This window comes from Streptomyces sp. NPDC002838, from assembly GCF_040295365.1.
Classification (GTDB): domain Bacteria; phylum Actinomycetota; class Actinomycetes; order Streptomycetales; family Streptomycetaceae; genus Streptomyces.
On record NZ_JBEOVF010000007.1, the window covers coordinates 232033 to 257691 of the forward strand.

Sequence of the window (25659 nt, forward strand, 5' to 3'; positions counted from 1 at the left end):
CCGTAACGCTTCAGCCCGTGCTCTGCTCCTCCGCCAGGATGCGGTCCAGAGCCTCGTCGAGATGAGCGTCGAAGTCGCCGAGAGCACCCTCCTGGCCCAGCGGCACCAGCCTGTCGGTGCGGTCGAGGAAGGCGACGAGCGGGGCCGTGGACGAGCGGAACAGGGCCTGGTCTCCGCCGACCTGAAGCCGGATCAGCACTTCGCCCAGGCTGTCGGGATCGGCGGGCGAGACCCGTACGTCCCCGTCGCCGCAAGGGCGGCCCAGACCGTCGATCAGCAGCTCGCGGCCGAAGGCCCAGGTCACCGGGGCATCGCCCGGCAGGTGGAAGGTCAACCGCACGGCATAGGGATCGCAGGTCTCGTAGCGCAGTTCCACCGGGATGCGGAACGAGAGCTCCTCGGACACGAGAAAGCTCATCATGACCTCTGCCTGTACGGACTCGCCCATTGCCTATCCCGTCACTTGCCGTCGACTGGCTGGGAATGACCCCTCTGACACTGCTGGCATCTTGCTGAACGTACACGAGAGATCACAAGGAGTGAGTTTTCAGATACTGATAGAGATCGCCAGAGACCCCAGGAGCCGCCCCACCGCACTCTGCAACTGCCGCGTGGCCGCCGGGAGCCGGTCGGCCTGATGAGCCGGCAGGGAAATGGCCATCGTCGCGGCCGTGTTGCCCACCGTGATCGGGATCGCGGCGCACACCGTGCCCAGGGCGTACTCCTGCCGCTCGGTCACCGGCTCCATCCGCGGCATGCGTTCGAGCCGCCTGAGCAGGCTGTGACTGTCACGCACCGTGTACGGGGTGATGGACTGCACGGGGTAACGGTCGAGGTGGTCGCGGCGGGCGTCGTCGTCCAGCTGGGCCAGCAGGCACTGTCCGATGGCGTGCGCGTGTCCGGTCTCGCGGAAGTCGGCCCATTCCTCCACCGCCGGATTGCCCGGGCTGTCGGAGACGCACATGACCTCGATCTCGCCGTCGCGGTACATCGCGTAGTACACGGGTACGCCGATGGCGTCACGCCAGCACGCGAGCGTGTCGGCGACCATGCTGCGACGTTTCTGCTGGGCTCCGCTGCTGCCCAGCCGCACGGCCGCCTCACCGAGGAAGAACAGCCCTTTCTCACGGCGCAGATAGCCCTCGAACACGAGGGTGCGCAGCAGGTGGTACGCCGTCGGGAGCGCCAGTCCCGTCTCGCGGGCCAGTTGTTTGGCCGGTGCTCCGTGCTCGTGCTCGGCGACGGATTCCAGCAGGCGCATCGCGCGCTGCACGGAACTGATGAGGGTCGCCGAGTGCGGCTGTGCGGGGGATTCCGTCACCCGCCGCTGAGCGGGAGGCGACGTCGAGGGGGACCGCACGGGGGGTGCGGGCCGCTCGGGAGGCCGGATGCGGGCCCCTTGAGCCGGGACGGCGGGTTGGGCGACTGCGGTGGGTACGGAGGGTTCTGCGGATGCGGTGTCGACCGTGGCCAAGGATCACTCCCGAAGCGCGAGGGGGCAGCCCGTGTGGGGGGACACGGGAAGGGGCGTACGCCGCTCGCGGGGTCGTCGTCCCCGCGTCGAGTTCCGGACTCTAATCGTCCGCCACCGCTCGCAGACGGCCTGACCGGGAGATTTCCCTCGCGCGAGGGAACCGTTGATTCCTGTTACCGATCGCCGGTTGTCCTGGGCGGACCGCTCACCCCTCGCCCCGGTCGCTCACCAGTCGCTGCGCGAGGAGGAGCTCGCCGTGAACTTCCGTACGACGTAGATCAGTCCGCCGACCAGTGCCACGAAGACCAGCACCTTGAACAGCAGTCCGATGACGAAGCCGACCACACTGGCTATCAGGCCGCCGAACACCACCAGGGCGATGACCGGCACCGCGACCCACTTCACCCACCACGGCAGTCCCGCGAAGATCTCTCGCATCGCCCTTGCCTCTCTGATACCTGTCCGGTGCCCGGCACTCCTGGTGCCGGATCTTCCGATGTCCTGCACTCGATGCTAGAGCGAGGAGGGGGTCCGACGGGGGCCTCGCATCCCTTGTCCGCCCCTGACTGATCCCCTAGGGAACCCCGAGGTCGCAGGTCAGCTCTCCGGGGGAGAGAACACCACCAGGACCCGGAGGTCCTCGCTGATGTGGTGGAACTTGTGTGCGACACCGGCCGGCACGTACACCACGCTGCCGCGTGCCACCTGGGTGGTCTCCAGTCCGACGGTGATCGCGGCGCGGCCGCTCACAATGAAGTAGACCTCGTCCTGATTGTGCGGCTTCTGTGGATCGTGCTCGCCCGCGTCGAGCGCGTACAGGCCGACGGACATGTTCCGTTCCCGCAGAAACTGCAGGTAGGCACCCTCATTGGCGGCGCGCTCCGCCTCCAGTTCGTCCAGCCGGAATGCCTTCATCGCCCTCGTCCGCCCTTGTCCCACTGCTCGTAGCCGATCTCGTCTGCCACGATCAGACACATGAAGAATTTCGTAGTCAAGACGATCGCCAACGCGGGCGCCCTGGCGGTCGCCGTATGGCTGCTCGACAAGATCACCCTGACCGGTGACAGCACGGGCAAGAAGATCGCCACTCTGATACTCGTCGCACTGGTCTTCGGCCTGGTGAACTTCCTGGTCAAGCCGGTGGTGAAGGTGCTGACCTTCCCGCTGTTCATCCTCACGCTCGGCCTGATCACCCTGGTCGTGAACGCGCTGATGCTGCTGCTCACCTCGTGGCTTGCCGACAAGCTCGACCTGAGCTTCCACGTCGAGGGCTTCTGGACCGCCGTCGTCGGTGGCCTGATCATCTCGATCGTGTCCTGGGCACTGAACGTCGTCCTGCCCGACGGGGACTGAGCGCGCCATGACCTACCGCGTCTGCTTCGTCTGTACCGGCAACATCTGCCGCTCCCCGATGGCCGAGTCCGTCTTCCGCGCCCGCATACGGGAGGCCGGGCTGGACGGCCTGGTCGAGGTCGACAGCGCCGGCACAGGCGGCTGGCACGAGGGCGACGGTGCCGACCCGCGCACCGTCACCGTCCTGGGGAACAACGGCTACGACAGCGAGCACACCGCCCGGCAGTTCCATGTCTCCTGGTTCTCCCGCCTCGACCTCGTCATCGCCCTCGACGCGGGACACCTCAAGGCCCTGCGCCGCCTCGCCCCCTCCGAGGCGGACGCCCAGAAGGTTCGGCTGCTCCGCTCGTACGACCCCGCCGCGGGCGCCGACCTCGACGTACCGGACCCGTACTACGGGGGCATGGACGGCTTCGAGGAGTGCCTTGAGATGGTGGAGGCGGCGAGCGACGGTCTGCTCGCCGCGGTACGTGAGCAGGTGGAGGGACGGGCGGCATGAACCGTACGACTGGGCAGGGGCTGCCTTCCGACAGCGGTGGCCGCATGAGGGCTACGAGTGAGCAGGGGCCGCTTCTCGCCGACGGTGACGGCACGCGCGCGGTGCGGGCCGGGCTGCCCGAGCCGGTCAAGCACGAGCCGACTCTGCCCGGTCCGGTGTTCGCCGCCCACTTCCACCTGCCGGGCGACGTGACGGGTCCGTACAGCTACGGCCGCGACGACAACCCGACCTGGACCCTGCTGGAGCGTGCCATCGGCGAGCTGGAGGCGCCCGGGCAGGACAGCGTCGAAACGCTCGTGTTCGCCTCGGGCATGGCCGCCACCTCCTCGGTGCTCTTCTCGCAGCTACGTGCGGGCGACGCGGTCGTCCTGCCCAGCGACGGCTACCAGGCGCTGCCCCTGGCCGGCGCCCAACTGGAGGCGTACGGCATCGAGGTGCGCACCGCGCCGACCGGCGGCGACGCCCAGCTCGAGGTCCTCGAGGGCGCGAAGCTGCTGTGGATCGAGAGCCCGTCGAACCCGGAGCTCGACGTCTGCGACATCCGACGGCTCGTCGACGCGGCACACGCGCGTGGCGCCCTCGTCGCCGTCGACAACACGCTCGCTACGCCTCTCGGGCAGCGCCCGCTGGAGCTCGGCGCCGACTTCTCCGTGGCCAGCGGCACCAAGCAGCTGACCGGGCACGGGGACATCCTCCTGGGATACGTCACCGGCCGCGACGCCGAGACCATGGGCGCCGTACGTCGTTGGCGCAAGATCGTCGGGGCGATCCCGGGGCCTATGGAGGCCTGGCTCGCGCATCGTTCGATCGCCACGCTTCAGCTGCGCGTCGACCGGCAGAACGCCAATGCCCAGGTGCTTGCCGAGGCGCTGCGGGAGCGGCCCGAGGTGACCGGGCTGCGCTATCCGGGGCTGCCCGACGACCCCTCGCACAAGATCGCCGCGCAGCAGATGCGGCGCTTTGGGTGCGTGGTCTCCTTCACGCTGCCCACGCGCGCGCGTGCCGAGCGCTTCCTCGACGCGCTGCGGCTTGTGGACGACGCGACGAGCTTCGGCGGGGTGCGGTCCACCGCCGAACGGCGTCGGCGCTGGGGCGGGGATGATGTGCCGGAGGGCTTCATTCGCTTCTCGGTCGGTGCCGAGGACCCCGAGGACCTGGTGGCGGATGTGCTGTGTGCGCTGGACACAGCGGCAAAGTGACCGCCCGGCGCCCACGCGGGACGCTGTCCGGCTACGTACAACGGACGGTCCGAGCCTCCCCCCTCGTGGCTCGGACCGTCCTCGGTTCTGCGCGCGAAGAACCGCGCGACCAAGGCTAGTTGACTCTGTGTCAGTGTCCAATCACAGTAGCGACAGAGACCTATCGACATATTTATAGTTGGGCCCTGCCTCGGGGCCGGGAGAAGGGCAGGGAAGAGGAGGCGTCACCATGGATCTGGCCTTACTGCGCACCTTTGTGACGGTGCACCGGGCCGGCTCCTTCACCCGCGCCGCCGCGCTGCTCGGCCTGTCGCAGCCGGCCGTCACCTCGCAGATCCGCACCCTGGAGCGGCAACTGGGGCGCCCTCTGTTCCTGCGGCAGGCCCGTGGGGTGACCCCGACGACCATCGGCGACGAGCTCGCCCACAAGGCCGCGCCCCATCTCGACGCCCTGGTGGAGATCGCCGAGACCGGGCTCGACGACGAGTCCTCCCTGCGGACACTGCACCTCGCCGGGCCTCCCGAGTTCACCGCTGAGCGGGCGCTGCCCGCGCTCACGGAGCTGACCGGCGAGGACGGCCAGGGCTTCGCCCTGCGCGCGTCCTTCGGCAACGCCGAGGAAGTGCTGGAGGGACTGGCCGCCGGGCATCACGATCTGGCCATCAGTACGGCCCGTCCGCGCGGCGCCCTGCTCACGGCGACTGCGCTCTGCGACGAAGAGCACGTTCTGGTAGCCGCCCCGCGCTGGGCCGAGATGCTCGGTTCCGGGAAGCAGCGTCACAAGGGGGCGCGGGCTCTGGAGGCCTTCACCACGGTCAAGGGGACGCGGTGCCCGGAGAACGTCCCTCTGATCAAGGGAGCGCCAGAGCTGGAGAACGTCCCGGTGGTCGAGGTCCACGAGTCGCTGCCGTTCGTCTCCCGCTACTGGGCTTCCGTCTTCGACTGCCGCCCGGCCGCCCCGGGCACCGTCATAGTCCCCGACCTGCGCGCGGTCCTCGCCTGCGCGGCCGCGGGCGCCGGGCTCGCGGTGCTGCCCCGGTATCTGTGCGCACCTGCTCTGGAGCGCGGCGACGTCGTCGCGCTGCACGATCCGGCGGTGCCGCCGCTGCGGACGTACTTCCTGGTGGTGCGCACCGGCACCCTGGCGATGCCGCACATCGCACGGGCCCATGAGTGGCTCCTGCGGGCGGCCGACGCCTGGTGCTGAGCCTTGTTTCTCGGCTGATCACGTGATGAGCTCATCTGATGACGTTTCGCGATGTTTCACGTGGAACCAGCCGGGCCACATTTCTCCCATGACCGTCCGACCCGTGGTCAAGCGCACCGCCCGTGCCGTTCTGCTGGACGGTGACGACCTGATCCTGATCAAGCGCACCAAGCCCGGCATGGATCCCTACTGGCTCACCCCCGGCGGCGGGGTCGAGCCGAAGGACACAACCGTCGTCGACGCCCTGCACCGCGAGGTGTACGAGGAACTCGGCGCCAAGATCACCGATGTGGTGCCGTGCTTCGTCGACACCGTCGAGCACATCGGCGACGACGGCGGCGCGACCGGCGTGAAGGTGCAGCACTTCTTCGTCTGTCGGCTGGAGTCCATGGACCCGGCCCTGCGGCACGGTCCCGAGGTGGACGAGCCCATCGGCGAGTACGAGATCGTCCGGGTGCCGTTCACGCGCGTCGGGATCGCCTCCGTCCATCTCGTACCGCTGTCGCTCCGGCACTATCTGGACGGCAACATCGAGGGTGTACGCGCCATGCACGCCCCCGACCTGGGCTGATGCCCGACATCTGTCACTGAGCGGTGGCGACGAGCTCCTCCACCGAGTCGTGGCGTATGCGCTCCGAGGGGATGCCGATGTCCCTGAGCGTGTCGACCCCGCTGCGGATCATTCCGGGCGGGCCCGAGAGATAGGCGTCGTACTCGTTCCACGGGCCGTACTCGCGTATGGCGTCGGGGAGCTGGAGGTGCGCCTGCTGGTCGACGACCGCGCGGACCGAGAGCCACGGGTGGGACTGCTGGAGCCTGAGCATCGTGTCGATGTCATAGAGGTCCTGGTCGGTGCGGGCACCGTAGAACACCTCGACCGGGCGGCGTTCGCCGTGCTCGGCGACGTCCTCGACGAGCGCCTTGATGGGGGCTATGCCGGTGCCGCCGCCCACACAGAGCAGCCCGCTGTCGGTGGTGTGGTCCACGGTCATCGAACCGGCGGGCGGACCGAGCCGGATGATGTCGCCGGGCCGGGCGCGGTGCACCAGGGCGTTGGAGACCCAGCCGGCGGGGACGGCCTTGACATGGAACGACAGCAGCCCGTCGGAGCGGGGGGCGGAGGCGAAGGAGTAGTGCCGCCAGATCCGCGGCCACCAGGGCGTCTCCACGCTCGCGTACTGCCCGGCGAGGAAGGGGTAGGGCTGGTCGGGGCGGACGGTGACGACCGCGACGTCCTGCGTTCTGAGGTCGTGCGACACGACCTCCGCGTACCACCAGGCGGGGGCACGCAGCTCGTCCGCGGCCGCCGCGTCGATCATGACCTGCGAGATCGTCGTGTACGCCCGGACCCAGGCCGCCTCCGTCTCCGCGGTCCAGATGCCGGAGGCGTACTTGCTCAGCGCGCCGATGAGGCAATCGCCGACGGCCGGGTAGTGCTCGGCCCGGGTGCCGTACTTGCGGTGGCCGCGGCCGAGGCTCTGCAGGTAGTCGACGAGGACCTCGGTGTTGTCGATGTGCTCGGCCGCGGTGAGCAGCGCCTTGAGCAGGCGGTCCCGCTGGGTGTCCATCGCGGCCGGGAACAGCGATCTCAGGTCGGGGTGGCGCACGAAGAGCAGCGCGTAGAAGTACGACGTGACCTTGTCGGCCACGGGGCCGACCTCGGCCATGGTCCGTCGGATCAGGACAGCGTCCGGGGAGGCGTCATTGGACGCGGAGGCGTCACCGGGCGGGGCGGCGCGCTGGGCGGGCACGCGCTGTTCGGCCGGCGAAGGCTCGGTGGGCGGTGCTTGGGCCGGTGGTGGCGACGCGGGAGGCTCCTGAGTGGGCAGGGCTTGGGTCTGCGCGGATATCGGGGGCGATATCGCGGAGGCCTCCATCGGGGCCGGCTCGCCGGTCGTCGAGGTGAGTTGTGCGTCGGCGGTCGCCACGGAGGGCCGTCCCTCGCCGGCGGCCACGGGGGACTGAGCTTCGCCGGTGGCCAGGGTGGGCTGCCGTGCGTCGTGGGTCGTCGAGGCGGACGGTGCGGTGTCCTCTGCCGACCCCTGCGGGTCGGTGGTGTCGGTGCCTGTCGCGGTCCTGCCCACTGGGCGCATCGCGGCCAGACGGCGGCCCTCGGCCGTCTCCTGTTCGCCGCCGGAAGTCGCCGCCGGCTGCTTGCGCGGCGTGAACCAGCCGCCCCCGCCGCCGGAAGTGCCGTTGTCGGCCGGCGTGGTGGTCGGAGCGTCCATGGTGTGCCTCGCCTCGAACATCTTTCGGTCGGTCTGCGCACTTCCTCGGTCGGGAGGTGCCTGCTTTCCCCCGTAGACGGCTTGCTTCCTTGTTCGGTGCCCGCAGCCAAGGTGGCCACATTCAACCCGTGTTCCGGCCCTGTACGGACAAGTAAGGCGAGAGTGTGACATTGGCCGCAGCACTCTCACCGCAGCGTCCCACTCGGCATGATGCCCCGGCCGCATAACCGGAAATGCGAGTCTTCAATCTCTCCGTCCCGTTAGGCTGCATTGCCTCGCTCTCGGCTCGCACAGGGTGCCCAGTAGACGCTCCCCCACCCGGACACGAACCGGAGTCGACCATACCGGCCACTGCTCCGCACACAAGTCCCCCCCTCCTCCGCCACGAATGCGAGTGGGGGCGAACCATCAATTCCTTCAATTAACGGGCGTGCCGCACCAATTCATAGGCTTCCCACAGATCCCCGCCCAAGTAGGAGTGAGTCGAGATACCGGACAGGTGGCGGTCCGCGTTGATCGCGACGGAGGTCGGCACCGCACCGAAGAGGTCCTTGTCCGACATCGAGTCGCCATACGCAATGCAGTCGGCCCGCGTCAGCCCGAACTCCTCGCACAACCGGTCGGCGATCAGGACCTTGGCCGCGGCACTGAGCACACCGGCCGGGTCCACAGGCTCGGTGAAGGGCACGGCGGGAAAGCGGGATCCGTACGCCGCATGAGCGCCCCAGCCCGTGAGCCGCTCCACGAAAAAGGAGGGCGAGAGCGACACGACCGCGCAGTAGTCGCCGTTCTTCCTGATCTCCGCCCACACCTCTGGGATACGCGCCAGCCACGGGGCCCCTTCGAAGGCCGCCGTCACATGCACCTCGGTGAGTTCCGCCCAGAGTGCGTGTACCTGCGTCGCGTACTCGGGCGGTCCGATCAGCCCCGTTCCGATCGCCTGATCAAGCGCCACCGCCTCGGCCTCCAGACCGAGTTGCCGGGAAATCTCCACAGGGGCGGTGCTTCCGTGCAACAACGTGCCGTCGAGGTCGAAGAGATGAAGTCTCGCCATGTCGGTAAGGCTAGGGGCGCGGTTCCTGTATCGCGATCACCATCTGGACCATCACCGTTCGCCGGTGTTTCACGTGAAACACCCCGCGTCTGTTCGCAGGCTGTGCGGTTGGCCATGACATGGCCAAAAGCTCGTACGTCCGCCAGGAAACAGGTGGACGTCGAGGGCACCCGTCGGACAGCCTGACCTGCGTGCCGACTCCTTCCTCCACAGCTCTGCCCATTCGCCGTCTGACGCTTCGCGATCTCACCGCCTGCGCCGACTTGTCCGAGGACCGGGGGTGGCCACGCGAGGAGCACAAGTGGGGCTTCCTCCTCGCGGCCGGGAAGGGCTACGGCATCGACGACCCCGACGGCGGGCTCGTCAGCGCCTGCGTGGTCACCGAGTACGGCCCTCAGGACCGCCCCGTTCTCGGGTCCATCGGCATGGTGCTGGTCGCCGAGCGGCATGCCCGCCAGGGCATCGGACGCCGCCTGATGCGTCACATCGTCTCGGCGATGGGCACCACACCGCTGACGCTGCACGCCACACCGTACGGCCGGCCGCTGTACGAGGAGCTCGGCTTCAAAGTCACCGGCCGGGCCGAAATGCTGCGCGGGCGCTTCACTCCTGGTGAGCCGGAGTCCGGCATCGTCACGCGTGCGGCGACCGCCGAGGACCTCACCGCCATCCTCCGTCTCGACGAGGAGGTGTTCGGTGCCGATCGCACGCACATCGTGACCCGGCTGCCCGCCTTCGTCGACCAGTTGCGCGTCGCCGAGGAAAGCGGCCGGATCATCGGCTACGCGGCCGCCTGGCCCAACATGGACACACATGTCGTCGGCCCGCTGATCGCCCGTGACACACGGACGGCCAAGACTCTGTTCGCTTCCCTCGCCGCACACACCGACCGCCCGCTGCGCACCGACATCGACGTACGGCACGAAGAGTTGCTGGTGTGGGCGAAGGAGCACGGACTTGTGTCCGTCGCTTTCAACACGGTCATGACATACGGCATCGCCGAACTGCCCGGAGACTGGAACCGGCGCTTCGCTCCGGTGACGGTGGCGGCGAGCTGAGACGTTCCAGGCGCCGCCCCCACGTGGTGCACCCGCGTAGAGTGCGGTCATGGGAGATCTTGAGATACGGCCTGCCACGGCGGAGGACGTCCCCACGATCGTCGCCATGCTCGCCGACGACCCGTTGGGTGCCCAGCGTGAGTCACCGGACGACCTGACTCCCTATCTGGCGGCGCTGGAGCGCCTCACGTCCGACCCCAACCAGCATCTGGTCGTCGCTGTCCGCGAGGGCCGCGTCGTCGGCACACTGCAACTCACGATCATTCCCGGGCTGTCCCGGCGCGGCTCAACCAGGTCGATCATCGAGGGCGTGCGCGTCCACGCCGATGAGCGCGGCAGTGGCCTGGGTACGCGGTTGATCGAGTGGGCGATCGACGAATCCCGGCGTCAGAACTGCCGGCTGGTCCAGCTCACCTCAGACAACACCCGCACGGACGCCCACCGCTTCTACGAGCGGCTCGGTTTCACAGCTTCCCACGTGGGCTTCAAGCTCCCGCTGTGACCCGGCAAGCGTCCTGTTTCACGTGAAACAGGACGCTTGCCGGGTGAGCGTGCCTAGCCGACCCCCCGCCACCCTCCGGCGTCCACACCGCCGGGCACGGAAGCTCCCTCGTCGTACGGCTGACGCGTCAGGACGAACGACCCGAGGTCCAGATGGCTCACCGACCCGTCCGGGCGCTGTACGGCCTTCAGGAGCTCCCCGGCGTAATAGCCCTCCAGGCCCGTCCAGGTGCCGTCACCGTTCGCCTGGAACCGCGAGCGGCGGCCGTTGCCGGAGAGAGGCTCCAGCGAGACGAGTCCGTCGGCCGTCAGACGCAGGGCGAAGGCATGTGTTCCCCAGTACCACTGACCCGCCAGCTCCAGTACGGAGGTGTCGACCTCGGTCAAGGGCCGCCATGGATCAGGAATGCGCGGCTCGGCCTCGGCGACGATCCGTACGAGATCGGCGCCTACGGCCGACAGCGGCGGGCCGGAAGTGCAGTTGGCCAGCACCACCGCCGCGACATCGTCCGCCACGCTGACGGTGAGATTCGCCAGGAAACCCGGCAGAGAACCCGAGTGCCCCACGAGCAGTCGACCCTCTCGGTGCTGGATCTGCAGTCCGAGGCCGTACGTCGTGCCGTCGACGACATCCGCGGCCTCGGCCGGCGCCGCGGGCATCCGCATCTCCCGCACCGTCCGAGCACTCAGCACCCGGTCGTCTCCCTTCGCCAGGAAGACGGCGAACCGCGCCAAGTCACCACTGGTCGACCAGAGTTGACCGGCCGGAGCCATGCGACCGAGATCCTCAGCCGGTTCGGGCAGCAGCACATCGGCCCACGGGTGCACCGCCCAGCCTCCCGCGTGCGGCGCCTGCGGTCGCGTACTCGTACGGTCGAGGCCCAGAGGTTCGAGCACTTCACGCCGCAATACCTCCTCCCACGGAGCCCCGCGCAGCTTCTCCACGAGCGCGCCCAACAGGGTGTAGCCGGGGTTGGAGTAGTGGAAGCGACGGCCGGCCGGATGCAGGAAGGGCTGCTCGCCCAGTACATCGGCGAGTTCGGGCCGCAAGGACCCAGGGGTGCGCTCCCACCACGGGGCAGGTGACTCGGCGGCCAATCCACTCGTGTGAGCGAGCAGTTCGGCGATGGTGGCCTCCCCCGCGCCGGTGCCCGGCACATGCTTCTCAAGCGGGTCACCGAGATCCAGCACACCCTCGTCACGCAGTCGCAGAACGAGAACCGCGGTGAAGGTCTTGGTGATCGAGCCGATCCGGTACTGCACGTGCTCATCCGGTCCGTGCCCGTCCACCGAGGTACGCGCGCCGTGCCACACGGTTCGTCCGTCCCGGACGACCGCAGCGACGAGCGAGGGGGCCCGCCCTTCGGCCTGGGCCACGGCGATCCGGTGCAGCAGCGCCCGACGCGTGCCGGGAAGCAGCTCTTCCTGAGGTGTCGTCATGCCCCCAGTCCATCCCGTGGGGCACTCGGGCGTCGAGCTCATTTACCCCGGGGCGGCCGGTCAGGTCTGGGCCATGTCCACGAAGCGTGAGTAGTGGCCCTGGAACGCGACCGTGATCGTCGCCGTCGGGCCGTTACGGTGCTTGGCCACGATCAGGTCGGCCTCGCCCGCACGTGGGGACTCCTTCTCGTAGGCGTCCTCGCGGTGCAGCAGGATGACCATGTCGGCGTCCTGCTCGATGGAGCCGGACTCACGCAGGTCGGAGACCATCGGCTTCTTGTCCGTGCGCTGCTCGGGACCACGGTTGAGCTGGGAGAGCGCGATGACCGGGAGCTCCAGCTCCTTGGCCAGCAGCTTGAGGTTTCGGGACATGTCCGAGACCTCCTGCTGACGGCTCTCGGCACGCTTGGAACCGCCGGACTGCATCAGCTGGAGGTAGTCGATGACGACGAGCTTGAGGTCGTTGCGCTGTTTGAGGCGGCGACACTTGGCGCGGATCTCCATCATCGACAGGTTCGGGGAGTCGTCGATGTAGAGCGGGGCGGCCGAGACGTCCGGCATTCTTCGGGCCAGGCGCGTCCAGTCCTCATCGGTCATCGTGCCGGAGCGCATGTGGTGCAGGGCGACCCGGGCCTCGGCGGACAGCAAACGCATCGCGATCTCGTTGCGGCCCATTTCGAGGGAGAAGATGACGCTCGGCAGGTTGTTCTTGATCGATGCCGCGCGCGCGAAGTCCAGCGCGAGCGTGGACTTGCCCATGGCGGGACGGGCGGCGATGACGATCATCTGGCCGGGGTGCAGGCCGTTGGTGAGCGAGTCGAAGTCCGTGAACCCCGTGGGGACGCCGGTCATCTCGCCACTGCGGGAGCCGATCGCCTCGATCTCGTCGAGCGCGCCCTCCATGATGTCGCCGAGCGGCAGGTAGTCCTCGCTGGTGCGCTGCTCGGTGACCGCGTAGATCTCGGCCTGCGCCCGGTTGACGATCTCGTCGACGTCGTCGTCGGCCGCGTACCCCATCTGCGTGATGCGGGTGCCGGCCTCCACCAGCCGACGCAGGACAGCGCGCTCGTGGACGATCTCCGCGTAGTACTCGGCGTTGGCCGCCGTCGGCACGGTCTGGACCAGCGTGTGCAGGTACGACGCCCCGCCGACCTTGTTGATCTCGCCACGCTTGGTGAGCTCGGCGGCGATCGTGATGGGATCGGCCGGCTCGCCCTTCGCGTAGACGTCGAGGATCGCCTGGAAGATCGTCTCGTGCGCGGGCTTGTAGAAGTCGTGGCCCTTGAGCACCTCGACGACGTCCGCGATGGCGTCCTTGGACAGGAGCATGCCACCAAGAACGGACTGCTCGGCGTCGAGGTCCTGTGGGGGGACGCGCTCGAAGGACGAACCGCCGCCGTCCCAGGTGCCGCTCTCCCGGCCGCGGTCGTGCTGCTCGTCGCGACCCGGGGCTCCGTCGCCGCGGCGGCGGGAGGCGGGCAGACGATCACTGGGACCGCTGTCGGCCCACGGATCGTCCAAGGGCTCGGAAATGCTCACCGAGCCACCTCCTCCCGTCCGCAGAGCGGACCTTCGCCGTGCCCCTCTTTTCTACGGCACGCCACTGACAAATGAGACGCCCAACTCCGGTTCTGGCGCGTCGGGTTTGTGGTGATTTACCAGCCGACGAACGGAGCGGGCGCCGGACAACCGTAGGCCTGCGGGCACCGTCAGCCAATCCGGTTATCCACAGGCCATGTGGACGACGGCCCGGATGCTGTGGAGAACTCCGCAAAACCTGTGCACGACTCGGTGGACAGGCCTGTGAACAAGCCACTGCACTTCTCGCGACAGCCGATCTGACCTGCGGCTTTCCCGTCCACCGGCTGTGCAGAAGAAAAACTTCCCAAGTCGGATCAAGATCCTTTCAAGTGGTGCACAAGAGTGCGCACCGCGAGATCACAGGTAAGGACTGCTAGGCAATTGCATCTATTACCTGTGGACGATTAGGTTGGTGCTCATGACACAGGCTCCCGCGACCCCCAGGGCCAACCGGCGACAGCACGACCGAGAGATCGTCACGCTGGCCGTCCCGGCCTTCGGCGCACTCGTCGCCGAGCCCCTCTTCGTCATGGCCGACAGCGCGATCGTGGGTCATCTCGGCACCGCGCAACTCGCAGGACTCGGCGTCGCCTCCGCTCTCCTCATGACCGCTGTCAGCATCTTCGTCTTCCTCGCCTACGCCACCACTGCCGCCGTCGCCCGACGCGTCGGCGCGGGCGACCTGCAAGCCGCCATCCGCCAAGGCATGGACGGCATCTGGCTGGCCTTGTTGCTCGGTGCCGCCGTCATCGCCGTCGTCATGCCCACGACACCGGCCATCGTGGAGCTCTTCGGCGCCTCCGACACCGCGGCCCCGTACGCGACCACCTATCTACGGATCTCGGCACTCGGCATCCCGGCCATGCTCGTCGTACTCGCCGCGACCGGAGTGCTGCGTGGCCTGCAGGACACCAGAACACCGCTCTATGTCGCCGTCGCGGGCTTCGTCGCCAACGCCGTACTCAACCTCGGCCTCGTCTACGGCGCGGATCTCGGCATCGCGGGCTCCGCCTGGGGCACCGTCATCGCCCAATGGGGCATGGCCGCCGCCTATCTCGTAGTGGTTGTCCGCGGCGCCCGCAGGCACGGTGCCTCACTGCGCCCCGACGTCGACGGGATCAGGGCCTCCGCTCAAGCCGGCGTCCCCCTGCTGGTCCGCACGCTCTCGCTGCGAACGATTCTGATGATCGCCACAGCCGTCGCGGCCCGCCTCGGTGATGCCGACATCGCCGCGCATCAAATCATTCTGTCCCTGTGGAGCCTGCTCGCCTTCGCTCTCGACGCCATCGCCATCGCCGGCCAGGCCATCATCGGGCGGTATCTCGGCGCCGGCGACACCCAGGGTGCGCGTCAGGCGTGCCGTCGCATGGTGGAGTGGGGTATTGCGGTGGGTGTCATGCTGGGCGTCCTGGTCCTGATCGCTCGGCCGGTTTTCTTGCCGCTGTTCACCAGCGACTCCGTCGTCAAGGACGCCGCCCTGCCCGCTCTGGTGATCGTGGCCCTCTCGCAGCCGATCTGCGGCATCGTCTACGTTCTGGACGGAGTCCTCATGGGTGCCGGCGACGGCCCCTATCTGGCGTGGGCGATGCTGCTCACTCTGGCGGTCTTCACACCGGCCGCCCTGCTCGTACCTGCCCTGGGCGGCGGACTGGCGGCCATCTGGACCGCCATGACGCTGATGATGGCGGTGCGCATGCTGACCCTGTGGCTGCGTGCCCGCTCCGGCCGCTGGCTGGTGACAGGAGCGACTCGCTGACTGTTTCACGTGAAACTCTCCTGTCCGGCCGACCTGACCGTTTCACGTGAAACATGCCCGCCATGCCGAGCCGCACCTGCGGAAGGGGCCGCACCCTTGCGGGTACAGCCCCTTCTCGGCGTTCAAGCCGAGCGCAGCGATCAGGCCGCAACGACCTCGATGTTGACCTTGGCGGCAACCTCGGGGTGCAGACGCACGGACGTCTCGTGCGCGCCCAGGGTCTTGATCGGCGCGCCGAGCTCGATGCGGCGCTTGTCGACCTCGGGGCCACCGGAAGCCTTGATCGCGGAAGCGATGTCGGCCGGGGTGACGGAACCGAAGAGACGACCGGCGTCGCCGGAGCGGACGGCCAGGCGGACCTTGACACCCTCGAGCTGGGCCTTCACGGCGTTGGCCTGCTCGATGGTCTGGATCTCGTGGATCTTGCGAGCACGACGGATCTGCTCGACGTCCTTCTCGCCACCCTTGGTCCAGCGGATCGCGAAGTTCCGCGGGATCAGGTAGTTGCGAGCGTAACCGTCCTTGACGTCGACGACGTCGCCCGCGGCACCGAGGCCGGAGACCTCGTGGGTGAGGATGATCTTCATGTGTCGGTCACCCTTCCCTTATCGCGCGGTGGAGGTGTAGGGCAGCAGCGCCATCTCACGGCTGTTCTTGACAGCCGTGGCGACGTCACGCTGGTGCTGCGTGCAGTTGCCGGTCACGCGGCGGGCACGGATCTTGCCGCGGTCGGAAATGAACTTCCGCAGCATGTTCGTGTCCTTGTAGTCCACGTACGTGACCTTGTCCTTGCAGAAAGCGCAGACCTTCTTCTTCGGCTTGCGCACAGGCGGCTTCGCCATGGTGTATCTCCTGTGTGATCAAGAAGTGTGGGTACGGCCCACCCTTGGCCCGAAGGCCTAGAAGGGGGGCTCGTCCGAGTAGCCGCCGCCCTGCTGACCGCCGCCGGAGCTTCCGCCCCAGCCGCCGCCACCGCCGCCCTGGTTGCCACCGGCGGGAGCGCCGGTCGCCCACGGGTCGTCGGCGGGAGCGCTGCCGCCCTGCTGACCGCCGCCGGAGCTTCCGCCCCAGCCGCCGCCACCCTGGCCGCCGCCACCGCCGTAACCGCCCTGGCCACCGCGGCCGGTGGTCTTGGTGACCTTGGCCGTGGCATTGCGCAGGCTGGCGCCGACTTCCTCGACGTCCAGCTCATAGACCGTGCGCTTGACGCCCTCACGGTCCTCGTAGGACCGCTGCTTCAGCCGGCCCTGCACGATGACGCGCATGCCTCGCTGGAGCGACTCGGCGACGTTCTCCGCCGCCTGACGCCAGACCGAGCAGGTCAGGAACAGGCTCTCGCCGTCCTTCCACTCGTTCGTCTGGCGGTCGAAGGTGCGGGGGGTGGACGCGACACGGAACTTCGCGACCGCCGCACCGGACGGGGTGAAGCGCAGCTCGGGGTCGTCGACAAGATTGCCGACGACCGTGATGACGGTCTCGCCTGCCATGGGGAACCTCTCGGCGGGTTTGCTGCTGGCTGCTGGTGCTGCTACTCGAATCCCGAGATCAGCTGAGCGGGAGAGCTCAGTGGGTCTCGGGGCGGAGGACCTTGGTCCGGAGGACCGACTCGTTCAGGTTCATCTGGCGGTCGAGCTCCTTGACGACCGCAGGCTCGGCCTGCAGATCGATGACCGAGTAGATGCCCTCGGGCTTCTTCTTGATCTCGTACGAGAGACGACGACGGCCCCAGGTGTCGACCTTCTCGACCTTGCCGTTGCCCTCACGGACGACGGAGAGGAAGTTCTCGATCAGAGGGGCGACGGCGCGCTCCTCCAGATCGGGGTCGAGGATGACCATCACCTCGTAGTGACGCATGTGGAACCCACCTCCTTTGGACTCAGCGGCCACGGTCGTTCCGTGGCAGGAGGGTTGTGATGCGTACGCAACGGTATCGGCCGCCACTGACAATCGGGTGTCCCAGGCGGGAGTCCCTGTCGTGACGTGGGCAGACACTAGTGCAGACGGTACAGAGTACCCGCACACCCGCTTCTGGTTGAAATCCGGCCTCGTGAACCGTCAATCTGTACACATCGGGTGTGTATGGCGCTACGATGCGCCGCCTTTCGCAGGAGGTGCCCCATGGCACAAGCATTGCGACCCAACACCGGAGGGCTGTTCGCCACGGACGGCAAGCCCCATCCCCTCCAGGACACACTGCTTGCGGTGACCCTGGTGCTGGGCATCACGTCTTTCGTCACGGCGATGTTCCACGACCTGCACCTGCTCAGCTCCTGGACCGGCCTGGTGGGGCTCATCACCGGCGCGTACGGGCTGTGGATCTCGGAGACGACTCGTGAACGCTTCGGGCTGATCCTGGGCCTGGGCGCCGCAGGGGTCGGTTTCTTCCTCGGCATGGCGCACGGCGGTCTCTTCGGCGGGGTCGTCGGCTGACGCCACGGACACCGTTCACCGAACACCCCATAACGCACTATGGAAGGCCTCGGCGGCCAACAAGGCCGGGGCCAAGGTTCCGTACGCCCAGTCGGGGCGCTCGTAAGGCGCAGTAGGCTTCCGCACCAGAGCCGGAGCCCCTGTACCCATGGGGACACACCAGCCCGAGGAGCGCCCCGAATGAGCCTGACCCTGAGGACGATCAGTCGCGAGCAGCATCTGGCGTACATCCAGAGCCTGCCGTCGGCGAGCCACATGCAGGTTCCGGCCTGGGCGGACGTCAAGGCGGAGTGGCGCTCCGAGAGCCTCGGCTGGTTCGACGACCGCACCGGCGAGATGGTCGGTGCGGGCCTCGTCCTCTACCGGCAACTGCCCAAGATCAAGCGCTACCTCGCCTATCTGCCCGAGGGCCCGGTCATCAACTGGTTCGCGCCGAATCTCACCGACTGGCTGGAACCGATGCTCGCGCACCTCAAGCAGCAGGGCGCCTTCTCGGTGAAGATGGGCCCGCCGGTGATCATCCGGCGCTGGGAGGCCGGGTCCATCAAGCAGGGCATCCAGAACCCTGACGTGAAGCGGCTGCGCGACATCGAGGCCGACTTCATCGAACCGCGTGCCTTCGAGGTCGCCGACAAGCTGCGCCGCATGGGCTGGCAGCAGGGCGAGGACGGGGGCGCCGGCTTCGGCGACGTACAGCCGCGCTACGTCTTCCAGGTGCCGCTGGCCAATCGCTCTCTGGAAGAGGTCCACAAGAACTTCAACCAGCTGTGGCGCCGCAACATCAAGAAGGCCGAGAAGGCCGGCGTCGAGGTCGTCCAGGGTGGCTACCACGACCTCGAGGAATGGCAGCGGCTGTACGAGATCACGGCCGTGCGCGACCACTTCCGGCCCCGCCCGCTGTCGTACTTCCAGCGCATGTGGACGGCCCTCAACACCGAGGACCCCAACCGCATGCGGCTGTACTTCGCCCGGCACAACGGCGTGAATCTCTCGGCGGCGACGATGCTCATCGTCGGCGGACACGTCTGGTACTCCTACGGCGCCTCCGACAACATCGGCCGCGAGGTCCGGCCCTCGAACGCGATGCAGTGGCGGATGCTGCGCGACGCCTACGCGCTCGGCGCCACCGTCTACGACCTGCGAGGCATCTCCGACTCGCTGGACGAGACCGACCACCTCTTCGGCCTGATCCAGTTCAAGGTGGGCACGGGCGGCCAGGCCGCGGAGTACCTCGGTGAGTGGGACTTCCCGCTGAACAAGCTGCTCCACAAGGCGCTCGACATCTACATGTCGCGCCGCTGAGCCCCAGCCATTTGCTTCGATAGCTTCCATACCTCTGATACACCGCAGCCACGAGAAAGGTTCCAGGTCCGGCCATGGCGCTCACGCTCTACGTCGACACCGCGCGCTGGCGGGCGCACCACAAGCACGTGCAAGAGCAGTTCCCGGGTCTGGTCCCGGTCTGCAAGGGCAACGGCTACGGCTTCGGACACGAGCGGCTCGCGGAGGAAGCCACTCGGTTGGGCTCGGACGTCCTCGCCGTCGGTACGACGTACGAGGCCGCTCGGATCAAGGACTGGTTCGGCGGTGACCTGCTGGTCCTGACGCCGTACCGACGCGGCGAGGAGCCCGTCCCGCTGCCCGACCGGGTCATCCGCTCGGTGTCGTCGATCGACGGTGTCTACGGCCTCGTGGGCGCCCGGGTGGTCATCGAGGTGATGTCCTCGATGAAGCGGCACGGCATCAGCGAGCAGGACCTGCCCCAACTGCACGCGGCCATAGAGAACGTCCGCCTGGAAGGCTTCGCGATCCACCTGCCGCTGGACCGGACCGACGGCTCTGACGCCGTCGAGGAGGTCATCGGCTGGATGGACCGGCTGCGCGCGGCCCGTCTGCCACTGCACACGATGTTCGTCAGCCACCTCAAGGCCGAGGATCTCGCCCGGCTGCAACAGCAGTTCCCGCAGACCCGCTTCCGCGCCCGCATCGGCACGCGGCTGTGGCTGGGGGACCACGAGGCCACCGAGTACCGCGGAGCGGTCCTGGACGTCACCCGCGTCTCCAAGGGCGACCGCTTCGGCTACCGGCAGCAGAAGGCGGCCTCCGACGGCTTCCTGGTGGTCGTGGCGGGCGGTACGTCGCACGGGGTGGGCCTGGAGGCTCCCAAGGCCCTGCACGGTGTCATGCCACGCGCCAAGGGCGTCGCCCGGGCCGGCCTCGCCACGGTCAACCGGAACCTTTCTCCGTTCGTCTGGGGCGGCAAGCAGCGCTGGTTCGCTGAGCCGCCGCACATGCAGGTCTCGATCCTGTTCGTGCCGGCCGACGCCCCGGAGCCGAAGGTCGGCGAGGAGCTGGTGGCTCATCTGCGGCACACCACCACGCAGTTCGACCGGCTCGTCGACCGCTGAGCACGCGTAGAGACAGCAGGAAGGCCGTACACGGAAGGTTCCGTGTACGGCCTTTGGCGTGGTTCGGCTACGCCCCGTTCGCTCCGAGCGAACGGCGGTCCGAGTCCCGACTGCCCCATTCCACTTGGGGCCCGTCGAAGTGAGCCCCGTGCCGCGGCGGATGAGCGGCAGGGCCGACGACGAAGACGTCCTCAGCACGGTCGAGCACCCCGCCCGAGGGGTCGTCGTCACCGGCCCGGCGCACGACGTCCCGCTCCGGCATGAGGATGTCGCGCACGACCAGGACGCACAGGTACAGCGTGCCCAGGAGATGCAGGGCGATGGCCCAGTGGTACCCATCGGTCGGCAGGCCCTTGTGGGCGTCTCCGCTGGTCGTGTACGCGAGATACATCCAGATCCCCAGGAAGTACGCCACCTCGCCCGCCTGCCAGATCAGGAAGTCACGCCACTTCGGCCGGGCCAGCGCTGCCAGCGGAACCAGCCAGAGGACGTACTGCGGCGAGTAGACCTTGTTGGTCAGGATGAACGCCGCGACGATCAGGAAGGCGAGCTGGGCGAAGCGCGGACGGCGCGGGGCGGTGAGCGTGAGCGCCGCGATGCCCGCGCAGCACAGCAGCATCAACAGCGTGGCCATCGTGTTGACGGTGTCGGTGCTGGGCGGGTTGCTCGAGTTCTGGGTCCAGATCAGCCAGAACGAGCCGAAGTCGACGCCCCGTTCCTGGCTGAACGTGTAGAACTTCGACCAGCCGTCGAAGGCGAAGAGCATCACGGGCAGATTCACGACCAGCCAGGCCACGGCCGCGCCCACCAGAGCCGTCCCGTACTCCCGCCACCGACCCGCGCGCCAGCACAGCACGAGCAGCGGGCCGAGCAGCAGGAAGGGATAGAGCTTGGCGGCCGTGGCGAGCCCCAGCAGGACGCCGAAGGCGAGGGCGCGGCCCCGCGACCACATCAGCATCGCGGCGGCCGTCAGAGCGACCGCCAGCAGGTCCCAGTTGATGGTGGCGGTCAGCGCGGCCGCAGGCGCCAGGGCGACCAGCAGGCCGTCCCAGGGACGCCGGGCGTGAGTCCGGGCCACGCACACGGCGATGACGGCGGCGCACACCATCAACATGCCGGCGTTGACCATCCAGTACCACTGCTCCTGGTCCTGGATGCTCCCACTGCCGGGCGTGAGCCAGGAGGCGACCTCCATGAACACACCGGTCAGTACCGGGTACTCGAGGTACTGCATGTCACCGGGGAGCTTGTCGAAGTACGGCACGAGCCCGTCGGCGAAGCCTCGCCCCTGATAGAGGTGCGGGATGTCCGAGTAGCACGCATGCGTGTACTGCGAGCTGGCACCGAAGAACCAGGCGCCGTTGTAGCAGGGCGCCTTCTGGACCAGGCCGAGGGCGAACATGCCGATCGCCACGAGCCCGATCACTCGGACGGGACTCCACCAGGACGTCCCCAGCAGGGCGCGCCGTCCGATCGGGCCACCGATCAGTTCACTGCCGCTCGCGGCCACCACGTCGTCTTTGGTCGGCCGCACCAGGTCCGGCTCGTGCACGCTCGCTTGCGTCGATTCTGCACTGGGCATGCCGCACATCCTGCCGTACCTGCCTAGGAGTACGCCGAGGGCCGCCGCACCTGGTGGGTGCGGCGGCCCATGTTTCACGTGAAACACCCTCGACGGGCGATATGGCGACTAACCGGTCGGGCCTCCGAAGAAGTCTCCGTTGCCATTGCCTCTGCTGTTGCCGGTCTCGCCCGTCTCTGTGGTCGTGGGCGTGGGCGTCACACCTCCGTCGGTGCCGCCGTTGTCCGTCCCGCCGGTGTCACCGGGAGGAGGGCACTGGAAGCCGAAGCAGGTCTCGGTCGGCGAGGGTGTCGGACTGGTCGTCGGCTCGCTGGGCGTCGGGCTCGGTGTCGGACTGGCCGACGTGGGCGCCTCGCTGGGTGTGGGAGCAGGCGTCGGGGTCGGGACGTCGTTGATGATCTCGCCGATGGGCTCCGGGGTCGGGAACTTCTCCGCCGGCTCGCCCTTCAGCGCCTGTTCCATGTAGTCCTGCCAGATCTGGGACGGGAACGAAGCACCGTGGATCTTCTTCTCGCCGCCCGTTCCGAACATCTCCAGGAACTCGCGGTTCTTGTTGGTCTCGTCGTCGTCCAGACGGAACATGCTGATCGAAGTGGCCAGCTGCGGGGTGTAGCCGACGAACCAGGCGGACTTGTTGCCGTCTGTAGTACCGGTCTTGCCCGCCACCTGACGTCCGGTCAGCTGGGCGTTGGTGCCTGTGCCGTCCTCAACCACGGTCTTCAGCACGTCCGTGACGTTGTCGGCCACGTTTGACTCGAACGCTTGCTTGGTCACCACCTCGTGGGTGAAGACCGGGCCGTCCTTGTCCGTGACCTTCGTGACGGAGAACGGCTCACGCTGCTTGCCGCTGGCCGCGAAGGTGGCGTACGCGCCCGCCATGCGGATCGCACTGGGGTCGGAGATGCCGATAGAGAAGGACGGAAAGCTGGTGCCGGCGAGGCTGTTCTCCTTGAGGCCCGCGTCCATGGCCGCCTCCTTCACCTTGTCCAGCCCGACGTCCATGCCGAGCTGCACGAAGGCGGAGTTCACCGACTCCCGCATCGCCTCTCGGAGGTCGATCTGGTACTTCGGCGGAGTGCCGTACGACTCCTGGCCGTCATTCTCCTGGAGCCACTCCTTGCCCTTCTCGTTCTTCCAGATCGCCCCGTCGTACGTCTTGATCTTGAGATCGTTCTTGCCGCTGTAAAGGCTCTTCGGGGAGACCTTGGTGCGCTCGTCCTGTGCCTGCACCTCGGGACCGTCAGGGTCGCGCACACCCCACTTCATCGCCGCAGCCAGCACGAGCGGCTTGAAAGTCGAACCGACCTGGGCACCGGTCGCATCGGCGTTGTTGGTGAAGTGCTTCGTGGCGTCCTCGCCGCCATAGATGGCCTTGATGGCGCCGGTCGCCGGGTCCACGGAAGCACCGCCGAACTGGACGTGGGTGTCCGTATCCGGGCGCTCCTTGGGCTTGATCTTCGCCTTCTGGACCTTCTGGACCGACTTCTCGAGCTCGTCGACCTTCTTCTTGTCGAAGGTCGTGTAGATCGAAAGGCCGCCTTGCTGCAGCTTGTCGGCGGTGACGATGTCGTTGTTGAGCAGGTACGCCTTGGCGAGGTCAACGAGGTAGCCGATCTGACCGCTCAGCTCGTTGTTCGAGCGCGGATTCTGCGTTTTGGGGAGCGTGGTGGTGTACTTGGCCCGCTCCGTAGCGCTCAGATGGCCGTACTCGACCATCTTGTCGAGGGTGTCCTGCATCTGGGTCAGGGCCCGCTTGCTGTTGGCCGCGGGAGTGGCGGCCGTGTCGATGGACGTCGAGCCCGCCGGGTCGTAGTACGTGGCGCCCTTGAGTGTCGCCGCCAGGAAGGCACACTCACCAGGGTTCAGCTTGATGGCGTCCTTGTTGAAGTACGCGCGCGCGGCCGCCTGGATTCCGTAGGCCCCACGTCCGTAGTACGCGGAGTTCAGGTAGCCCTCCATGATCTTGTCCTTCGACATGGTGGCACCCACCTTGATCGAGACGAAGATCTCCTTGAACTTCCGCGAGACGGTCTGGGACTGGTCGTTCAGCATCGCGTTCTTGACGTACTGCTGGGTGATGGTGGAGCCACCCTGTGTCTCGGCGCCCCTGGCCATGTTGAACACGGCTCGGGCGATGCCCTTCGGGTCGATGCCGCTGTCGGTCTCGAAGGTCTTGTTCTCCTGCGAGATGACGGCGTTCTGCATGTCCTTGGGGATCTGCGCGAGGTTGACCATCTGGCGGTTCGTCTCACCGCCCGTGGCGACCATCTCTTTGCCGTTGGCCCAGTAGTAGACGTTGTTCTGCGCCTTTGCGGTCTCCGCGATGTTCGGGACGTTCACCATGGCGTACCCGATGCCCGCGACGGCCACCAGGCTCCCGATGAACCCGATGCACATGCCGGACACGAGCTTCCAGGACGGCACCCAGCGGCGCCACCCGTACCTGCCCGCCCGCGGATAGTCGACGATCCGCTTCCTGTCGGAGACGGCCGCGCGCCCCCGGGCCCGTCCGGGACCTCCCGGGACGGCACCTCGGCCACCACGGCCGGCTGGTTCGGTCGCTCTGCGTCGGCCGCCACTGCTTCTCTGTGCCGCCCGGCGGGCCTCGGCACGGCCGCCGTACGGACGCTCCTCGCCTCCCGGATCATAGGAACCCGACCCGGGGGAACTGGTCCCATAGGAGTCGGAAGGAGACCCGGTGGCGCCTCGCGGTGCCGCGCGGCGGCCGGAGGACGAGCCGGACTGGCCGCGTCGGGCCGCGGCACGTCCGCCTCCCTGCGGCTGCGGCGGTTTGCGACGGTGCTCGCTCATCGAACGACTACTCCTCGGGCAGGCGCACCTTTGCGCGCCTGGAAACGGCGGCTGGTTTCCGGTCCCCCCGAAGTACGGATGCGGTGGGTTCCGCATTCACCCGTACTACACCAAGGACGAGGACGTCCCCAGACGTCACTTGGTTCCCGGTGGTGGTCATGGCGCACAGACTACGCACCGTCAAAACCTGCCTAGCCCTGAAGTTCACCCCAAATCAGGCAACTTGCTTCCCATGAATCGGTGATGTGATCCCGTTCACCACCCTCCCTCTTGTCGCATCCGGAAGGTCGTTCTATCGTCGTGATGTATCGAGTCGATACATCGGCGCGACATAAGACCGTCACGACCGTCCGCGGCAGAGAGGAGGCGACGATGAGCCGGCGTTCCGGGATCCTCGAGTTCGCCGTACTCGGCCTGCTCCGCGAGTCCCCGATGCACGGCTATGAGCTGCGCAAACGACTCAATACATCACTGGGTGTGTTCCGTGCGTTCAGCTACGGCACCCTGTACCCCTGCCTCAAGACGCTGGTCGCCAACGGCTGGTTGATCGAAGAGCCGGGTAACACCTCCGAGGACGCCCTCGCCGCACCACTCGCAGGGCGTCGCGCCAAGATCGTCTATCGGTTGACGGCGGAAGGTAAGGAGCACTTCGAGGAGCTCCTCTCGCAGACGGGCCCCGACGCGTACGAGGACGAGCACTTCGCCGCCCGCTTCGCCTTCTTCGGGCAGACGTCGCGTGACGTGCGCATGCGCGTGCTCGAAGGCCGCCGCAGCCGGTTGGAGGAGCGCCTGGAGAAGATGCGCGCCTCACTGGCGCGCACCCGGGAGCGCCTCGACGACTACACGCTTGAGCTCCAGCGCCACGGGATGGAGTCCGTGGAGCGCGAAGTGCGCTGGCTGAACGAGCTCATCGAAAGCGAGCGGGCGGGCCGGGACCTCAAGGGTCCCGCCCGCGGAGAACCCGCTCGCGACACCACAGAGGGAGCGCCGGGCGTCCTGCCCCGGCCCGGGGACACCCCCAGGCCGGATACGCCCGGCGACACCGCCACGTGAGGCCCCTGCCAGGGCCTCACTCGTA

General features: G+C 67.9%; 26 protein-coding genes. 12 read left to right on the forward strand and 14 right to left on the reverse strand.

Annotated features, from left to right (window positions below):
* Nucleotides 1–10: 10 nt before the first annotated feature.
* From ABT063_RS12620 to ABT063_RS12635, 4 genes are all read right to left on the reverse strand, one after another.
* Nucleotides 11–448: an SsgA family sporulation/cell division regulator gene (locus ABT063_RS12620; RefSeq protein WP_351057249.1), complete on the reverse strand. Its 438-nt coding sequence runs from the start codon at nucleotides 446–448 to the stop codon at nucleotides 11–13.
* A 99-nt stretch (nucleotides 449–547) separates the two neighbouring features.
* Entirely contained in the window at nucleotides 548–1474 is a 927-nt protein-coding gene (locus tag ABT063_RS12625; RefSeq protein ID WP_502990804.1) for an IclR family transcriptional regulator, read from the reverse strand.
* A gap of 225 nt (nucleotides 1475–1699) precedes the next feature.
* A complete protein-coding gene (locus tag ABT063_RS12630) occupies nucleotides 1700–1912 on the reverse strand; it encodes a DUF5326 family protein (protein ID WP_351057251.1) in 213 nt (70 codons plus the stop codon).
* A 159-nt stretch (nucleotides 1913–2071) separates the two neighbouring features.
* Nucleotides 2072–2389: a cupin domain-containing protein gene (locus tag ABT063_RS12635; protein WP_095756014.1), complete on the reverse strand. Its 318-nt coding sequence runs from the start codon at nucleotides 2387–2389 to the stop codon at nucleotides 2072–2074.
* A gap of 60 nt (nucleotides 2390–2449) precedes the next feature.
* Here ABT063_RS12635 and ABT063_RS12640 point away from each other — a divergent pair, with 60 nt between their 5' ends.
* The 5 genes from ABT063_RS12640 (at nucleotide 2450) to ABT063_RS12660 (ending at nucleotide 6303) form a co-directional block, all read left to right on the forward strand.
* Entirely contained in the window at nucleotides 2450–2827 is a 378-nt protein-coding gene (locus ABT063_RS12640) for a phage holin family protein (protein ID WP_351057252.1), read from the forward strand.
* A 7-nt stretch (nucleotides 2828–2834) separates the two neighbouring features.
* A complete protein-coding gene (locus tag ABT063_RS12645) occupies nucleotides 2835–3326 on the forward strand; it encodes a low molecular weight protein-tyrosine-phosphatase (protein ID WP_351057253.1) in 492 nt (163 codons plus the stop codon).
* 44 nt (nucleotides 3327–3370) lie between these two features.
* Nucleotides 3371–4525, forward strand: coding sequence for a cystathionine gamma-lyase (locus tag ABT063_RS12650; RefSeq protein ID WP_351057254.1), 1155 nt, complete (start codon nucleotides 3371–3373; stop codon nucleotides 4523–4525).
* Nucleotides 4526–4754: 229 nt separating this feature from the next.
* Nucleotides 4755–5732, forward strand: coding sequence for a LysR family transcriptional regulator (locus ABT063_RS12655; protein ID WP_351057255.1), 978 nt, complete (start codon nucleotides 4755–4757; stop codon nucleotides 5730–5732).
* 88 nt (nucleotides 5733–5820) lie between these two features.
* On the forward strand, nucleotides 5821–6303 hold the full coding sequence (locus ABT063_RS12660) for an NUDIX domain-containing protein (RefSeq protein WP_351057256.1): 483 nt from the start codon (nucleotides 5821–5823) through the stop codon (nucleotides 6301–6303).
* Nucleotides 6304–6316: 13 nt separating this feature from the next.
* On the opposite strand, the gene ABT063_RS12665 is transcribed toward ABT063_RS12660, so the two are convergent.
* Nucleotides 6317–7960, reverse strand: coding sequence for a globin domain-containing protein (locus ABT063_RS12665; protein WP_351057257.1), 1644 nt, complete (start codon nucleotides 7958–7960; stop codon nucleotides 6317–6319).
* A 421-nt stretch (nucleotides 7961–8381) separates the two neighbouring features.
* Complete coding sequence (locus tag ABT063_RS12670) at nucleotides 8382–9014, reverse strand: HAD family hydrolase (RefSeq protein ID WP_351057258.1); 633 nt, start codon at nucleotides 9012–9014, stop codon at nucleotides 8382–8384.
* A 191-nt stretch (nucleotides 9015–9205) separates the two neighbouring features.
* Between ABT063_RS12670 and ABT063_RS12675 the strand changes: the two genes are divergently transcribed.
* Together ABT063_RS12675 and ABT063_RS12680 are read left to right on the forward strand one after the other, a co-directional pair.
* A complete protein-coding gene (locus ABT063_RS12675; RefSeq protein ID WP_351057259.1) occupies nucleotides 9206–10072 on the forward strand; it encodes a GNAT family N-acetyltransferase in 867 nt (288 codons plus the stop codon).
* A 49-nt stretch (nucleotides 10073–10121) separates the two neighbouring features.
* On the forward strand, nucleotides 10122–10574 hold the full coding sequence (locus ABT063_RS12680; protein WP_351057260.1) for a GNAT family N-acetyltransferase: 453 nt from the start codon (nucleotides 10122–10124) through the stop codon (nucleotides 10572–10574).
* A 53-nt stretch (nucleotides 10575–10627) separates the two neighbouring features.
* Here the strand turns inward: ABT063_RS12680 and ABT063_RS12685 are convergent, their stop codons facing one another.
* The gene (locus ABT063_RS12685; protein ID WP_351057261.1) at nucleotides 10628–12013 is read right to left on the reverse strand and encodes a serine hydrolase domain-containing protein; all 1386 of its coding nucleotides are present in this window, start codon (nucleotides 12011–12013) and stop codon (nucleotides 10628–10630) included.
* A gap of 60 nt (nucleotides 12014–12073) precedes the next feature.
* Nucleotides 12074–13552, reverse strand: coding sequence for a replicative DNA helicase (dnaB, locus tag ABT063_RS12690; protein WP_351057263.1), 1479 nt, complete (start codon nucleotides 13550–13552; stop codon nucleotides 12074–12076).
* Between the two features lie 460 nt (nucleotides 13553–14012).
* Between dnaB and ABT063_RS12695 the strand changes: the two genes are divergently transcribed.
* On the forward strand, nucleotides 14013–15350 hold the full coding sequence (locus tag ABT063_RS12695) for an MATE family efflux transporter (RefSeq protein ID WP_351057264.1): 1338 nt from the start codon (nucleotides 14013–14015) through the stop codon (nucleotides 15348–15350).
* A 140-nt stretch (nucleotides 15351–15490) separates the two neighbouring features.
* On the opposite strand, the gene rplI is transcribed toward ABT063_RS12695, so the two are convergent.
* The 4 genes from rplI to rpsF form a co-directional block, all read right to left on the reverse strand.
* Entirely contained in the window at nucleotides 15491–15937 is a 447-nt protein-coding gene (gene rplI / locus ABT063_RS12700; RefSeq protein ID WP_095756004.1) for a 50S ribosomal protein L9, read from the reverse strand.
* A gap of 18 nt (nucleotides 15938–15955) precedes the next feature.
* Entirely contained in the window at nucleotides 15956–16192 is a 237-nt protein-coding gene (gene rpsR, locus ABT063_RS12705; protein ID WP_003949403.1) for a 30S ribosomal protein S18, read from the reverse strand.
* Between the two features lie 57 nt (nucleotides 16193–16249).
* A complete protein-coding gene (locus tag ABT063_RS12710; protein ID WP_351057265.1) occupies nucleotides 16250–16837 on the reverse strand; it encodes a single-stranded DNA-binding protein in 588 nt (195 codons plus the stop codon).
* Nucleotides 16838–16913: 76 nt separating this feature from the next.
* Nucleotides 16914–17204 (reverse strand): 30S ribosomal protein S6, encoded by a 291-nt coding sequence (rpsF, locus tag ABT063_RS12715; RefSeq protein ID WP_005482942.1) that lies wholly within the window; start codon nucleotides 17202–17204, stop codon nucleotides 16914–16916.
* Between the two features lie 264 nt (nucleotides 17205–17468).
* Between rpsF and ABT063_RS12720 the strand changes: the two genes are divergently transcribed.
* The 3 genes from ABT063_RS12720 (at nucleotide 17469) to ABT063_RS12730 (ending at nucleotide 20188) form a co-directional block, all read left to right on the forward strand.
* Nucleotides 17469–17780, forward strand: a complete 312-nt coding sequence (locus tag ABT063_RS12720) for a hypothetical protein (RefSeq protein WP_351057266.1) — start codon at nucleotides 17469–17471, stop codon at nucleotides 17778–17780.
* 180 nt (nucleotides 17781–17960) lie between these two features.
* Entirely contained in the window at nucleotides 17961–19082 is a 1122-nt protein-coding gene (gene femX / locus ABT063_RS12725) for a peptidoglycan bridge formation glycyltransferase FemX (RefSeq protein ID WP_124440753.1), read from the forward strand.
* Nucleotides 19083–19156: 74 nt separating this feature from the next.
* The gene (locus tag ABT063_RS12730; RefSeq protein ID WP_351057267.1) at nucleotides 19157–20188 is read left to right on the forward strand and encodes an alanine racemase; all 1032 of its coding nucleotides are present in this window, start codon (nucleotides 19157–19159) and stop codon (nucleotides 20186–20188) included.
* A 67-nt stretch (nucleotides 20189–20255) separates the two neighbouring features.
* Here ABT063_RS12730 and ABT063_RS12735 read toward each other — a convergent pair whose 3' ends face one another.
* Nucleotides 20256–21779, reverse strand: a complete 1524-nt coding sequence (locus tag ABT063_RS12735) for a glycosyltransferase family 87 protein (protein ID WP_351057268.1) — start codon at nucleotides 21777–21779, stop codon at nucleotides 20256–20258.
* 99 nt (nucleotides 21780–21878) lie between these two features.
* Nucleotides 21879–24581, reverse strand: coding sequence for a transglycosylase domain-containing protein (locus ABT063_RS12740; RefSeq protein WP_351057269.1), 2703 nt, complete (start codon nucleotides 24579–24581; stop codon nucleotides 21879–21881).
* A 372-nt stretch (nucleotides 24582–24953) separates the two neighbouring features.
* On the opposite strand from ABT063_RS12740, the gene ABT063_RS12745 reads away from it, so the two are divergent.
* Nucleotides 24954–25634, forward strand: coding sequence for a PadR family transcriptional regulator (locus ABT063_RS12745; RefSeq protein WP_351057270.1), 681 nt, complete (start codon nucleotides 24954–24956; stop codon nucleotides 25632–25634).
* The last annotated feature ends 25 nt before the right edge of the window (nucleotides 25635–25659 follow it).

What these genes read in the sequence shown, in the direction of transcription:
- ABT063_RS12620 (WP_351057249.1), bottom strand. Translation starts at nt 448, where the DNA reads ATGGGCGAGTCCGTACAGGCAGAGGTCATGATGAGCTTTCTCGTGTCC.
- ABT063_RS12630 (WP_351057251.1), bottom strand. Translation starts at nt 1,912, where the DNA reads ATGCGAGAGATCTTCGCGGGACTGCCGTGGTGGGTGAAGTGGGTCGCG.
- ABT063_RS12635 (WP_095756014.1), bottom strand. Translation starts at nt 2,389, where the DNA reads ATGAAGGCATTCCGGCTGGACGAACTGGAGGCGGAGCGCGCCGCCAAT.
- ABT063_RS12640 (WP_351057252.1), top strand. Translation starts at nt 2,450, where the DNA reads ATGAAGAATTTCGTAGTCAAGACGATCGCCAACGCGGGCGCCCTGGCG.
- ABT063_RS12645 (WP_351057253.1), top strand. Translation starts at nt 2,835, where the DNA reads ATGACCTACCGCGTCTGCTTCGTCTGTACCGGCAACATCTGCCGCTCC.
- ABT063_RS12650 (WP_351057254.1), top strand. Translation starts at nt 3,371, where the DNA reads ATGAGGGCTACGAGTGAGCAGGGGCCGCTTCTCGCCGACGGTGACGGC.
- ABT063_RS12655 (WP_351057255.1), top strand. Translation starts at nt 4,755, where the DNA reads ATGGATCTGGCCTTACTGCGCACCTTTGTGACGGTGCACCGGGCCGGC.
- ABT063_RS12660 (WP_351057256.1), top strand. Translation starts at nt 5,821, where the DNA reads ATGACCGTCCGACCCGTGGTCAAGCGCACCGCCCGTGCCGTTCTGCTG.
- ABT063_RS12665 (WP_351057257.1), bottom strand. Translation starts at nt 7,960, where the DNA reads ATGGACGCTCCGACCACCACGCCGGCCGACAACGGCACTTCCGGCGGC.
- ABT063_RS12670 (WP_351057258.1), bottom strand. Translation starts at nt 9,014, where the DNA reads ATGGCGAGACTTCATCTCTTCGACCTCGACGGCACGTTGTTGCACGGA.
- ABT063_RS12680 (WP_351057260.1), top strand. Translation starts at nt 10,122, where the DNA reads ATGGGAGATCTTGAGATACGGCCTGCCACGGCGGAGGACGTCCCCACG.
- ABT063_RS12685 (WP_351057261.1), bottom strand. Translation starts at nt 12,013, where the DNA reads ATGACGACACCTCAGGAAGAGCTGCTTCCCGGCACGCGTCGGGCGCTG.
- ABT063_RS12695 (WP_351057264.1), top strand. Translation starts at nt 14,013, where the DNA reads ATGACACAGGCTCCCGCGACCCCCAGGGCCAACCGGCGACAGCACGAC.
- rplI (WP_095756004.1), bottom strand. Translation starts at nt 15,937, where the DNA reads ATGAAGATCATCCTCACCCACGAGGTCTCCGGCCTCGGTGCCGCGGGC.
- rpsR (WP_003949403.1), bottom strand. Translation starts at nt 16,192, where the DNA reads ATGGCGAAGCCGCCTGTGCGCAAGCCGAAGAAGAAGGTCTGCGCTTTC.
- ABT063_RS12710 (WP_351057265.1), bottom strand. Translation starts at nt 16,837, where the DNA reads ATGGCAGGCGAGACCGTCATCACGGTCGTCGGCAATCTTGTCGACGAC.
- rpsF (WP_005482942.1), bottom strand. Translation starts at nt 17,204, where the DNA reads ATGCGTCACTACGAGGTGATGGTCATCCTCGACCCCGATCTGGAGGAG.
- ABT063_RS12720 (WP_351057266.1), top strand. Translation starts at nt 17,469, where the DNA reads ATGGCACAAGCATTGCGACCCAACACCGGAGGGCTGTTCGCCACGGAC.
- femX (WP_124440753.1), top strand. Translation starts at nt 17,961, where the DNA reads ATGAGCCTGACCCTGAGGACGATCAGTCGCGAGCAGCATCTGGCGTAC.
- ABT063_RS12730 (WP_351057267.1), top strand. Translation starts at nt 19,157, where the DNA reads ATGGCGCTCACGCTCTACGTCGACACCGCGCGCTGGCGGGCGCACCAC.
- ABT063_RS12735 (WP_351057268.1), bottom strand. Translation starts at nt 21,779, where the DNA reads ATGTGCGGCATGCCCAGTGCAGAATCGACGCAAGCGAGCGTGCACGAG.
- ABT063_RS12740 (WP_351057269.1), bottom strand. Translation starts at nt 24,581, where the DNA reads ATGAGCGAGCACCGTCGCAAACCGCCGCAGCCGCAGGGAGGCGGACGT.
- ABT063_RS12745 (WP_351057270.1), top strand. Translation starts at nt 24,954, where the DNA reads ATGAGCCGGCGTTCCGGGATCCTCGAGTTCGCCGTACTCGGCCTGCTC.